We start from the raw sequence: 11,346 nt of genomic DNA on the forward strand, positions 1-11,346 counted from the left end.
GTCCGGCGATTGAGGACGAGGCGCGGAGCGCCGATTCGGCGGGGGCTGTCCCACCCGCACGGGACCCCCACCCCGGCGGCCCGGGGGCAGCGCCCCCGGTTTCGGGAAGGGGCGGGACCGGGGCGCCCCGCGAAGGTCAGCCCGCCTCAGCCGTCAGTCGGACCGACCCATCCGGTCCCGCGAGGAACACGGGCGTACCGGCCCCGCCGAGGTCCCGCACCGCCGCCAGATCCTCCGCGCTCAGGCCCGCCTCCCCCGACACCACCGCCGCCGCCTCCAGGGACTCCGCGCCGGACGCCACCGCCATGGCCACGGCCGTGCGCAGCGCGGAAAGGCGCAGGGAGTCGAGGGCGACGGTCCCGGCGACGTACGTACGCCCCGTCTCGTCCCGCACCGCCGCGCCCTCCGGCACGCCGTTGCGGGCGCGGGCCGAGCGGGCGAGGGTGACGATCTTCTGGTCCTCGGGGCCGAGGTCGGTGGACTCAGTCATGGCACGAGCATAAGGAGCCGCCCAGGCGGCTCAGCCCGCCACCCGGTACATCGCCCCGCGCCGGGCCTCCGGGGACGCCAGCCAGGCGAGCTTCTCCGCGGTGTCGGCCAGCGGCAGCGGCGTGTGCAGCACGATCGTGAGGTCGGGCCGCGCGGGCACCTTCAGGGCGGTGGACTCCACGTGCAGGATGCCGACGAGCGGATGGTCGAGTTCCTTGTGGACCTGGCCGGCGGGCCGGATGTCCTGCCGCTCCCACAACGAGGTGAACTCCTCGCCCGAGGCGTGCAGCCGCGCGAGCAGCTCCTGGAAGCCCTCGTCCTCGGGATGCTCGGAGCAGGCCGCGCGGAACTGCGCGACGAGAGTCACCGCGTTCTGCTCCCAACTCACGTTGCGCGAGCGGTACATGGGGTCGGTGAAGAAGTCGAGGATGCAGTTCTGGGTGGTCCCGGGGCGCATGCTGAGGACCATCGCGGCCGCGTCGTTGTAGATGACGCAGTTGTAGTAGCGGTCCATGATGTGCGCCGGGTACGGCATCCAGGTGTCGATGAGCCGCCGCAGGCCCTCGCACATGTCCGCGGCGCCCTCCTCGGCCTGCGGCACGGGCGGGTTGAGGCCCGCGAGCACGTACAGGTGGCGCCGTTCGGTGCCGGACAGCTTCAGGACCCGGGCCACGGCGTCCAGGACCTGCGGGGACACGGAGATGTCCCGGCCCTGCTCCAGCCACTGGTACCAGGAAGCCCCGACGCCCGCGAGCACGGCGACCTCCTCGCGCCGCAGCCCCGGCGTGCGGCGCCGCCCGCCTCCTTCCGGAAGACCCGCCTCCGCCGGGGTCACCCGGGCCCGTCGGCTCATCAGGAAGTCCCGCAGCTCGACCCGTCGACGCGTCCTCGTCCCGTCGGCCCGCTCCTCGGCCTGGCTGACCACCGCTCCCCCTGTCATCCGTACGCGGTTGCGCCTGGTGTTCGCACCACCAGCATAAGTTCCCGCTCCCCACGGCTATTCCGGCCGACGGAGGCTGTCGACCATGGCGATAGACACTTCCGCTCCCTCCCCGACCGCCGCAGGCACCTCGACCACCACCGCGGCCCCGAAGGCCGCCGCCCCCAAGGCCGCCGCGCGGGCCACCGCTCCCGCCGGGCCCCCGCCCCGGCTCTCCCACCGCGACCGGCTCATCCTCTTCGTGCTGTGCGCCGCGCAGTTCATGGTCGCCCTCGACTTCTCCGTGCTGAACGTGGCCCTGCCCGTCCTCGGCTCGGACCTCGGCATGAGCCATGCCGCGCTCCAGTGGGCCGTCACCGCCTTCGCGCTGCCGTCCGGCGGCTTCCTGCTGCTCTTCGGACGCTTCGGCGACCTCTTCGGGCGGCGCAGGCTGTTCCTCGGCGGGCTCGCGCTGTTCGGCGCGGCCTCGCTGCTCGCGACGCTCGCGTGGGACCCGGCGTCGTTCCTCGCCGGGCGGGCGCTGCAGGGCGTGGGCGCGGCGGCGATCGTGCCGACCGGCATGTCGCTGCTCACCACGACCTTCCCGGAGGGCCCGCAGCGGGACCGCGCGCTCGGCATCTCCGGCACGCTGCTCTCCCTCGGCTTCACCGTCGGCATGGTCCTCGGCGGGGTCCTCACCGACACCCTCGGCTGGCGCTCCACCATGGGCCTGCTCACCCTGTTCGCCCTGATCGTGCTCCCGCTGGCCCCCGGCCTGCTCCCGGAGTCCCGCACCCCGGACCGGCCCCGCCTCGACATCCCCGGCGCCCTCACCGTCACCGGCGGGCTGCTCGCCCTCATCTACGCGCTGTCCACCGCCGCCGAGCGCGGCTTCGGCGGCACCGACGTCATCGTCACGCTGATCGCGGGCGTCGGGCTGCTCGCCCTCTTCGGGTACGTCGAGTCGCGCGCCGCTTCGCCGCTGGTGTCCCTGCCGATGCTGCGGCGCCGCACGGTCGCCTGGGGCAACCTCGGCGGTCTCGTCACCTTCTCGATGATGTCGACGGTCGTCTTCGTCCTGACGCTCTACTTCCAGGACGTCCTCGACCTGTCCGCCTTCCAGACCGGCCTCGTCTTCGGCGTGCAGGGCGTTCTGTCCGTCGTCGCGGGCATGCTCGCGCCCAAGGTCATCGGCCGCTTCGGCCCGCGCCGCACGCTGATCGGGTCGCTGCTCGGTCAGGGTCTGTTCGTGGCGGCGCTCATCGCGGTGGGCGAGCAGATGTGGTCCGTGTGGCTGGCGACCGCCGCGATCTCCGTGGCCAGCATGTTCCACCTCGGTGCGATCGTCTCGTACGGGGTGACGGTGACGTCGGGCGTGCCCGACGCGGAGCAGGGGCTCGCCACCGGGCTCGTCACCTCCACCCAGCAGGTGGGCATCACCATCGGCATCCCCCTCCTCGGCGTCCTCGCCACGACGTCGACGGACGTCCTCGCGGGCACCCGCACCGTCCTGGCCCTCGACGCCCTGATCATCCTGGTCACGGCGGCCCTGGTGGCCGTCGGCCTGCGCCGGCGCCGCCCCTGATCCCGGACTCGGACCCCGGCCCCGACCGGCCCTAGGGCCGGTCCAGCCGCAGCCGCACCGCCCGGGGCAGCCCCGCCACCACCAGGTCGTACGAGTCCTCTACGAGTTCCCTGACCTGGCGGTCGGGGAGCGCCCCGGCCAGGGACACCGTGTTCCAGTGGCGTTTGTTCATGTGCCAGCCCGGGACGATCTCGGGGTGGGCGGCCCGCAGCTGGAGGGCGATCTCCGGCTCGCACTTGAGGTTCACGGTCAGCGGCTCCGCGTCCAGGGAGGACAGCGCGAACATCTTCCCCGCGACCTTGAACACCGACGTCTCGGGCCGGAAGGGGAACTCCTCGACGGCGTCGTTGAAGGACAGGCAGAACGCCCGTAGTTCGGCGGGGGTCATCGCGCGGCGCCTTCCCCGGAGCCGGGGCCCGCCTGGGCCACCGGCTCCACGAGGACCGTGATGATCTTGTTGCGCCGCCCGGCCGCCGCCTCGGCGGTGAGCGTCAGGGCGCGCCCGTCGGGGAGGTCCACGACGGCCGAGGCCCCGGCGATCGGCACCCGCCCGAGAGCCTTGGCGAGCAGCCCGCCGACGGTCTCGACGTCCTCGTCGTCGTAGGACTCAAGGCCGTACAGCTCGCCGAGGTCGCCGATGTCGAGACGGGCCGTGACGCGGTAGCACTCGCCGTCGAGCTCCTCGACGGGCGGCAGCTCGCGGTCGTACTCGTCGGTGATCTCGCCGACGATCTCCTCGAGGATGTCCTCGATGGTGACGATCCCCGCGGTGCCGCCGTACTCGTCGATGACGACGGCCACGTGGTTGCGCTCCTGCTGCATCTCGCGCAGCAGGTCCCCGGCGTTCTTCGTGTCGGGGACGAACGTCGCGGGCCGCATGGCCGTGGAGACGAGGTCGTTCTCGGCGTCGCGGTTGATGTGTGTCTTGCGGACGAGGTCCTTCAAGTACACGATGCCGACGACGTCGTCCTCGCTCTCGCCGGTCACGGGGATGCGCGAGAAGCCCGAGCGGAGCGCGAGCGTCAGCGCCTGCCGGACGGTCTTGAAGCGCTCGATGGAGATCAAGTCGGTGCGCGGGACCATGACTTCGCGCACGAGGGTGTCGCCGAGCTCGAAGACGGAGTGCACCATGCGGCGCTCGTCGTCCTCGATCAGGGACTCCTTCTCGGCGAGGTCGACCATGGCCCGCAGCTCGGCCTCGGAGGCGAACGGGCCGCGCCGGAAGCCCTTGCCGGGGGTGAGGGCGTTGCCGATGAGGATGAGCAGCGGCGGGATGGGGCCCATGACGCGGGCGAGCGGCAGCAGGACGTACGCCGCCGCGGTGGCCGTGTTCAGCGGGTGCTGGCGGCCGATGGTGCGCGGGGAGACGCCGACCGCGACATAGCTGACGAGCACCATCACGCCGATGGCGATGGCGAGCGCCTCCCAGGTGACGTCGACGGCCTGCAGGCAGGCGTACGTGACGAGGGCGGCGGCGGCCATCTCGCAGGTCACGCGCACGAGCAGGGCCACGTTCAGATAGCGGACGGGGTCGGCGGCGACCTGCGCGAGCTTCGCGCTGCCGCGCCGGCCGGACCGCACGGCCTCCTCGGCGCGGAAGCTGGAGACACGGGCCAGGCCCGCCTCGGCGCAGGCGGCGAGCCAGGCCACCACGATCAGGGCGACCGCGCCGGCGATGAGCTGGACGGACATGGCGTCAGGAGACGGTGGGCGCCGGGGACGGGCCGGTGAGGCCCTGCTCCGCGCGCCAACCGTCGACGATGGCCGCCTGCAGGCCGAACATCTCGGCCTTCTCGTCGGGCTCCTCGTGGTCGTACCCGAGCAGGTGCAGCACTCCGTGGACGGTGAGGAGCTGGAGCTCCTCGTTCATGGAGTGCTGCGTCGGCGCCTCCTGGCCCTGCTTGAGGGCGACCTCGGGGCAGAGCACGATGTCGCCGAGGAGGCCCTGCGGGGGCTCGTCGTCGTCCTTCATGGGCGGGCGCAGCTCGTCCATGGGGAAGGACATGACGTCCGTGGGCCCGGGCAGGTCCATCCACTGGATGTGCAGTTGCTCCATGGCGTCGGCGTCCACGACGATCACCGAGAGCTCGGAGAGCGGGTGGATGCGCATCCGCGCGAGCGCGTAGCGGGCGATGTCGAGGATCGCCTGCTCGTCGACCTCGGTTCCGGATTCGTTGTTGACGTCGATCGACATGGTGCGCCTGTCCCGCTACTTTCCTCTGCGGCCCTGCTGGGAGCCGTTCTCGGTGCCGTGCTGGCTGTCGTACTTCTCGTACGCGTCGACGATACGGCCGACGAGCTTGTGCCGTACGACATCGGAGGACGTGAGCCGCGAGAAGTGCACGTCGTCCACGCCGTCGAGGATGTCCTGGACCTGGCGCAGACCGGACTTCGTGCCGTTCGGCAGGTCGATCTGCGTGACGTCGCCCGTGATCACGATCTTCGATTCGAAGCCGAGGCGGGTGAGGAACATCTTCATCTGCTCGGGGTTCGTGTTCTGCGCCTCGTCCAGGATGATGAACGCGTCGTTGAGGGTGTTGTGCGTCAGCAGGTGGTCCTGCGTGACGTACAGCGAGTCCTCGGCGGCCACCTGGATGCAGACCGTCTCCTCGCGACCCGCAGGCTCGATGGTGTCGATGTGACGCATCGGACGGCCGCCGCCCCCGGCCGCGTGGTACGCGTCCCGCTTACGTGCGAGACGGAAGGGCTCGATGCCCTCCGGGAGACGGATGTCGACCTGATGAGAGTCTCGGCGGTGCGCGGCGAGCGCAGTGCTCCGATTGCGGTGCGCGGCGAGCGCAGTGCTCCGATTGCGGTGCGCGGCGGCGCGACGCCTGGTGTAGGCGACGCCTCCCAGGGACTGGACCAGCGCGATCACGTGGTCGCGGAGCAGAATCGACGTGGTCGAGTACTGGACGCGGCACGTCCGGTCGGCCTGTGCCACCGGCCCGCCGTCCGAGTCCAGCAGACCCTGGAGAACCGCGAGGCGGACCTCGGCGGAGTTGAACAGATAGCCGTCGGGCACGAACTTGGAGTGTGATCGGGTGCCCAGCAGGTCCAGTTCCCTCATCACACGGGTCACCGGGTTCTCCAGGGTCATCACATCGCCAGGAGACTTCGTCCGGTTGAGCACGTAGTCGGGTCCGCCCTTGTGCCGGACGGTGACGCCGGGGACAGCCGCCTCGAAGGCGCGGACGAGTTCCACGTCCTCGGTGGAGAGGGACGGGGTGGTGGAGCCGGTCACGCAGCCGTCTCCGAGCAGGAGCCCGAGCGCATACGGGTCCATGGGAACTTCGCGCTCAGGGAAGCAGACAGGTGCGGTGAGCATCGGCAGTTCGTACCGGCGGGCGTGCGCGGCGCGGAGGTTGCCGACCATCTCCCGGGTCTCCATGACCCGCCACGGCTCGTCGCGGCGCCTGTCCGATGCCGTACGGACCGTCCACAGGTGTTCGCCGCAGCAGAGGGTCCAGGCGCCGTCCTGGGCGGTGACGCGGAAGACGTCCTTCTCCCCTTGCGGGTAGACACCAAGGACCGGGGTGGGTTCACCGTTCGAGCCGATGACCAGGTCACCGACCTGGAGGTCGCCGATGGGACGCCAGCCGTCGGGCGTCAGGACGTTCGTGAAGACAGGCTGGGCACGCCCTCGCATATACGCCAGCGGAGCGACCTCGATGGTGCCCGCGGCCATGAGGCGCGGGATCGAGTCCGGGTCCAGCATGTCGTGCAGCGCGTCGTACAACGGGCGCAGATACGGGTCGATCTTCTCGTAGAGCGTGCCGGGCAGGAAGCCGAGGCGCTCGCCCGCCTCCACCGCGGGGCGGGTCAGGATGATCCTGCTGACCTGCTTGGACTGCAGGGCCTGGACCGCCTTGGCCATGGCCAGATAGGTCTTGCCGGTGCCCGCGGGGCCGATGCCGAACACGATCGTGTGCTTGTCGATCGCGTCGACGTACCGCTTCTGGTTGAGCGTCTTGGGGCGGATGGTGCGGCCGCGGGAGGAGAGGATGTTCTGCGTCAGGACCTCGGCCGGGGTCTCCTCGCCGTCCGCCTCGCCGCTGTCGTCCGCCCTGAGCATGGCGATCGAGCGTTCCACCGCGTCCTCCGTCATCGGCTGTCCGGTGCGGAGCACCAGCATCATCTCGTCGAACAGGCGCTGGATGAGGGCGACTTCGTGGGCGTCACCGACCGCGCTGATCTCATTGCCCCGGACGTGGATGTCGGCCGCCGGGAAGGCCGTCTCGATCACTCGCAGCAGCGCGTCTCCGGAGCCCAGGACCATCACCATGGGGTGCTTGGCCGGGACGGAGAAATGAGCCTTGCCGATGCCCTTTCCGGGCGCCCGCTTCCGTGCCGTGTCCTGTTCCGCGTCCTGCGGCTGCGCAGGATTCTGAGCTGTCGGTGTGTGCGTCATGGGCCGGCTCTGAAGGCCTGCTCATCCTCCTCGTCACGGGACTCGCCGCGAGGCGACTTCTGCACTGCCAAGCGTACGACGCGCCACTGACAAGGCCTAAGCCGTTTTCCGGGACGGGCACGGGCGGGCCGGAAACCGAGGGGCCTACAGAGAGCGGCCGAAGCCGATCGTCGGGACCGCGCGCCGCAGCGGCCAGGCCCGGCCGCCGCCCGCGGGCAGCAGGGCCTCCAGGAAGGCGTACCGCCGCAGGGCCACCGGGTCCTGCTCGTCGAACTCGCCGACGCGCCGCCACCAGGCCGCCACCTCCGCCCACCCGGGCGCCGACAGGGAGCCGCCGAACTCCTGCACGGACAGCGCCGCGGTGAGCCCGGCGAAGGCGAGCCGGTCGGCGAGCGGCCACCCGGCCAGCGTGCCGGTGACGAAGCCCGCGACGAACACGTCGCCCGCCCCGGTGGGGTCGAGGGCCTCCACCTCGATGGCGGGCACCGACGCGGTCTCGCCGGTGCGCCCGTCGACCGCGTACGCCCCCTCGGCACCGAGGGTGACCACGGCGAGCGGCACGTGCTCGGTGAGGGCGTGCGCGGCGGCGCGGGGGCAGGTGGTGCCCGTGTACCGCATGGCCTCCTGCGCGTTCGGCAGGAACGCCTCGCAGTGCGCCAGGTCGGGCAGCGCGGCCAGGTCCCAGGCCCCGGTGTCGTCCCAGCCGACGTCCGCGAAGATCCGGGTGCCGCGCCGGGCCGCCGCGGCGATCCAGGGCGCCCGCGCCCCGGGCACCAGGGAGGCGATGGCGGCGCGCGCCCGCGGCGGGCACTTCGGGGCGCCGCCGTCCGGGGAGTCCGCGTCGGGCGGCGGCTCGTGGCCGTGGCTGACCATGGTCCGCTCGCCCTCGTACGCCATCGAGACCGTCACCGGCGAGTGCCAGCCGGGCACGGTCCGTGACGACGACAGGTCGATGCCCTCGCCGCGCTCCAGGGCGTCCCAGCAGTACTCCCCGTAGTGGTCGTCGCCGAAGGCGGCGGCCAGGGACGTGCGCAGGCCTAGCCGGGCCAGGGCGCTCGCCATGTTGGCGACGCCGCCGGGGCTCGACCCCATGCCGCGCGCCCACGACTCGGTGCCGCGCACGGGCGCGGAGTCGAGGCCGGTGAAGATGATGTCGAGGAAGACGGTCCCCGTGAGGTACACGTCGCAGGGCGGATCGCCCGCCCTGCGCGCCGACTTGAGGGGATCGACGACGGTCTCCGCAGCCGCGGCGGGTGTCTGTGGCGATGCGCCAGGTGGTACAGCGGGTGGTACGGCCATGAGGGCAACGTAACCCAGGCCTGTGACACCGCGCCGTCGCACGCCGCGGGGACGGCCCGGTGTCCGTCAGTCGAACGTGTAGGCCGCGACCTCCGCGAGGTACCGCGCGCGCAGCGCCTCCTCCTCGGGGCCGCCGTCCAGGAACGCGGCCTCGAAGGAGTTGCGGGCCAGCTCCCGCAGCCCCTCCGGGCCGATGTCCAGGGCCTCGTGGACGGCGTGGAAGGTGTCGTCGACGTAGCCGCCGAAGTAGGCGGGGTCGTCGGAGTTGACGGTGCACAGCAGTCCGGCCGCCATCATCTGCGGCAGCGGGTGCTTCTCCAGGATGTCGACGGCCCGCAGCCGTACGTTGGACAGCGGGCACAGCGTCAGCGGCACCCGGTCCCGCACCAGGCGCTCCACCAGCTCCGGGTCCTCCATGCAGCGCAGCCCGTGGTCGATGCGCTCCACCCCGAGCACGTCGAGGGCCTCGCGCACGTAGGCGGCCGGGCCCTCCTCCCCCGCGTGCGCGACCTTGCGCAGCCCGAGCGCGCCCGCGGCCTCGTACACGGCGGCGAACTTGCTCGGCGGGTGGCCGACCTCGGCGGAGTCGAGGCCGACGCCGGTGATGCGGTGCAGATGGGGCTTGGCCTCCTCCAGGGTCGCGAGGGCCGACTCGGCGGACTGGTCGCGCAGGAAGCACAGGATGAGGCGGGTGGAGACGCCGTGCCGCTCCTCGCTGCGGTCCAGGGCGCGGCCGAGGCCCTCGACGACCGTGGCGAAGGGGACGCCGCGCGCGGTGTGCGCCTGCGGGTCGAAGAAGATCTCGGCGTGCCGCACACCCTGCGCGGCGGCCCGCGCCAGGTAGGCGTCGGCGAGTTCCTCGAAGTCGGCCTCGGTGCGCAGGACGGCCATCAGGCCGTAGTACAGGTCGAGGAAGGACTGGAGGTCGTCGAAGAGGTAGGCCTTGCGGAGCTCTTCGGTGTCTGCGTACGGCAGTTGGACGCCGTTGCGTTCGGCGAGCGCGAAGGCGAGCTCGGGTTCGAGGGTGCCTTCGATGTGCAGGTGCAGTTCGGCCTTGGGGAGGGGCATGGTGGCGCGTTTCTCTCGGTGGCTCAGGTGGTTCGGGTGGTTCGGGTGGCTCAGGTGGGCCGGAGGCTCGGGCAGGGGGTTCAGGGGCTGCGCTTGGGCAGCGGTACGCGCATCAGGTCCCGCGCGACCGTCAGCTCGCCCTCGAACCCGGCGGCCCGCGCCTGCTGTTCGAAGACCGCGGGGTCGGCGTAGCGCTGGCTGAAGTGGGTGAGGACGAGGTGGCGCACCCCGGCGTCCCGGGCGACGCCCGCGGCCTGACCCGCGGTGAGATGGCCGTGGTCGGAGGCGAGCCGGTGGTCCTCGTCGAGGAACGTCGACTCGATGACGAGCATGTCGCAGCCCTCGGCGAGGGCGTGCACGCCCTCGCACAGCCGGGTGTCCATGATGAAGGCGAACCGCTGTCCGCGGCGCGCCTCGCTGACCTCGTCGAGCGTCACGCCGCGCAGGCTGCCCTCGCGCTGCAGCACCCCGATGTCAGGCCCCTTGATGCCGCGTTCGGCGAGCAGCGCGGGCAGGATGCGGCGCCCGTCGGGCTCGACGAGGCGGTAGCCGTACGCCTCCACGGGGTGGGAGAGCTTCGCCGTCTCCAGGCGGTACGAGGGGGTGCGCGCGATGACGCCGTCGGCGGCGACCGGCGCCTCGGCGAGGTCGACCGTCTCGCGGTAGGCCGTCGAGTACCGCAGCCGGTCGAAGAAGTGCTGGCCGGACGCCGGGTAGTGGGCGGTGACGGGGTGCGGCACGCGGTCCAGGTTGATGCGCTGGATCACGCCCGCGAGGCCGAGGCTGTGGTCGCCGTGGAAGTGCGTGACGCAGAGGCGGTTCAGGTCGTGCGCGGCGACGGAGGCACGCAGCATCTGGCGCTGCGTGCCCTCGCCGGGGTCGAAGAGGATGCCCTCGCCGTCCCAGAGCAGGACGTAGCCGTTGTGATTGCGCTGACGGGTCGGTACCTGGCTCGCGGTGCCGAGGACCACCAATTCACGTGCGGACACAGGAGGTTGTCCCAGCTGTTCGGGGTGAGGGCGGGGGTGGCGGTGCTGGATCGGCTAGCCGGGGGGCCACTGGAGGCCGCGGCCTCCGAGGACGTGGGCGTGCGCGTGGAAGACGGTCTGCCCGGCGCCCGCACCGGTGTTGAAGACGATGCGGTAGCTCTCGGCCTTCTCCTCGGCGGCGACCTCACCGGCCTCCCGCAGCACGTCAGCGGCGGCCTTCGGATCGGCGGCGGCCAGCGACGCGGCGTCCGGGTAGTGCGCCTTGGGGATGACCAGGACGTGCGTGGGGGCCTGCGGGTTGATGTCGCGGAAGGCGACGGTCGTCTCGGTCTCCCGCACGACGGTCGCGGGTACGTCACCCGCGACGATCTTGCAGAACAGGCAGTCGGCCTGCGGTTCTCCCGCCATGGGGACACTCTCCCGGGTCACTGGGGTCACTTTTGTCGCATGGTATCGGGGGGGTGCGGGGGTGGTGGGGCGGCGGGGTGCGCGGGGTCGGGCCGAGGGCGGCGGGGGCGGTGGCCGCGGGGGCGGCTGTGGGTCCGACCGAGCCGGGTGGGCGGGTGGGAGACCCGCCGCGGAGCGG

General features: G+C 72.1%; 11 protein-coding genes. 1 reads left to right on the forward strand and 10 read right to left on the reverse strand.

From position 1 onward, the window contains the following. Window positions 1-136: 136 nt before the first annotated feature. Both ACZ6BG_RS04160 and ACZ6BG_RS04165 read right to left on the reverse strand, forming a co-directional pair. Window positions 137-490, reverse strand: a complete 354-nt coding sequence (locus ACZ6BG_RS04160; protein WP_468449656.1) for a cytidine deaminase — start codon at window positions 488-490, stop codon at window positions 137-139. Between the two features lie 30 nt (window positions 491-520). Next, on the reverse strand, window positions 521-1,429 hold the full coding sequence (locus tag ACZ6BG_RS04165) for a helix-turn-helix transcriptional regulator (protein ID WP_468996657.1): 909 nt from the start codon (window positions 1,427-1,429) through the stop codon (window positions 521-523). 85 nt (window positions 1,430-1,514) lie between these two features. On the opposite strand from ACZ6BG_RS04165, the gene ACZ6BG_RS04170 reads away from it, so the two are divergent. Beyond that, complete coding sequence (locus ACZ6BG_RS04170) at window positions 1,515-2,993, forward strand: MFS transporter (protein WP_468996659.1); 1,479 nt, start codon at window positions 1,515-1,517, stop codon at window positions 2,991-2,993. Between the two features lie 31 nt (window positions 2,994-3,024). Here the strand turns inward: ACZ6BG_RS04170 and ACZ6BG_RS04175 are convergent, their stop codons facing one another. From ACZ6BG_RS04175 to ACZ6BG_RS04210, 8 genes are all read right to left on the reverse strand, one after another. After that, window positions 3,025-3,381, reverse strand: coding sequence for an MmcQ/YjbR family DNA-binding protein (locus tag ACZ6BG_RS04175; protein ID WP_468996661.1), 357 nt, complete (start codon window positions 3,379-3,381; stop codon window positions 3,025-3,027). After that, complete coding sequence (locus tag ACZ6BG_RS04180) at window positions 3,378-4,685, reverse strand: hemolysin family protein (RefSeq protein ID WP_468996664.1); 1,308 nt, start codon at window positions 4,683-4,685, stop codon at window positions 3,378-3,380. The genes ACZ6BG_RS04175 and ACZ6BG_RS04180 overlap by 4 nt, the downstream gene beginning before the upstream one ends. Before the next feature lie 4 nt (window positions 4,686-4,689). Next, window positions 4,690-5,187 (reverse strand): rRNA maturation RNase YbeY, encoded by a 498-nt coding sequence (gene ybeY / locus ACZ6BG_RS04185; protein ID WP_030357706.1) that lies wholly within the window; start codon window positions 5,185-5,187, stop codon window positions 4,690-4,692. A 15-nt stretch (window positions 5,188-5,202) separates the two neighbouring features. Continuing rightward, complete coding sequence (locus ACZ6BG_RS04190) at window positions 5,203-7,404, reverse strand: PhoH family protein (protein WP_468996667.1); 2,202 nt, start codon at window positions 7,402-7,404, stop codon at window positions 5,203-5,205. A 144-nt stretch (window positions 7,405-7,548) separates the two neighbouring features. Continuing rightward, the gene (locus tag ACZ6BG_RS04195) at window positions 7,549-8,703 is read right to left on the reverse strand and encodes a carbohydrate kinase family protein (protein WP_468996669.1); all 1,155 of its coding nucleotides are present in this window, start codon (window positions 8,701-8,703) and stop codon (window positions 7,549-7,551) included. A gap of 66 nt (window positions 8,704-8,769) precedes the next feature. Further along, window positions 8,770-9,771 carry an adenosine deaminase gene (locus ACZ6BG_RS04200; RefSeq protein ID WP_468996671.1) on the reverse strand — a complete coding sequence of 334 codons (1,002 nt, stop codon included), beginning with the start codon at window positions 9,769-9,771 and terminating at the stop codon, window positions 8,770-8,772. 80 nt (window positions 9,772-9,851) lie between these two features. Continuing rightward, window positions 9,852-10,760: a ribonuclease Z gene (locus tag ACZ6BG_RS04205; protein ID WP_468996673.1), complete on the reverse strand. Its 909-nt coding sequence runs from the start codon at window positions 10,758-10,760 to the stop codon at window positions 9,852-9,854. Window positions 10,761-10,814: 54 nt separating this feature from the next. Further along, window positions 10,815-11,168, reverse strand: a complete 354-nt coding sequence (locus ACZ6BG_RS04210) for a histidine triad nucleotide-binding protein (RefSeq protein WP_468449665.1) — start codon at window positions 11,166-11,168, stop codon at window positions 10,815-10,817. Window positions 11,169-11,346: the final 178 nt, after the last annotated feature.

It is taken from the genome of Streptomyces sp. NPDC041205, from assembly GCF_055591765.1.

Coding starts and splice junctions, on each gene's coding strand:
- ACZ6BG_RS04160 (WP_468449656.1), bottom strand. CDS start 490: ATGACTGAGTCCACCGACCTCGGCCCCGAGGACCAGAAGATCGTCACC.
- ACZ6BG_RS04165 (WP_468996657.1), bottom strand. CDS start 1,429: ATGACAGGGGGAGCGGTGGTCAGCCAGGCCGAGGAGCGGGCCGACGGG.
- ACZ6BG_RS04170 (WP_468996659.1), top strand. CDS start 1,515: ATGGCGATAGACACTTCCGCTCCCTCCCCGACCGCCGCAGGCACCTCG.
- ACZ6BG_RS04175 (WP_468996661.1), bottom strand. CDS start 3,381: ATGACCCCCGCCGAACTACGGGCGTTCTGCCTGTCCTTCAACGACGCC.
- ACZ6BG_RS04180 (WP_468996664.1), bottom strand. CDS start 4,685: ATGTCCGTCCAGCTCATCGCCGGCGCGGTCGCCCTGATCGTGGTGGCC.
- ybeY (WP_030357706.1), bottom strand. CDS start 5,187: ATGTCGATCGACGTCAACAACGAATCCGGAACCGAGGTCGACGAGCAG.
- ACZ6BG_RS04190 (WP_468996667.1), bottom strand. CDS start 7,404: ATGACGCACACACCGACAGCTCAGAATCCTGCGCAGCCGCAGGACGCG.
- ACZ6BG_RS04195 (WP_468996669.1), bottom strand. CDS start 8,703: ATGGCCGTACCACCCGCTGTACCACCTGGCGCATCGCCACAGACACCC.
- ACZ6BG_RS04200 (WP_468996671.1), bottom strand. CDS start 9,771: ATGCCCCTCCCCAAGGCCGAACTGCACCTGCACATCGAAGGCACCCTC.
- ACZ6BG_RS04210 (WP_468449665.1), bottom strand. CDS start 11,168: ATGGCGGGAGAACCGCAGGCCGACTGCCTGTTCTGCAAGATCGTCGCG.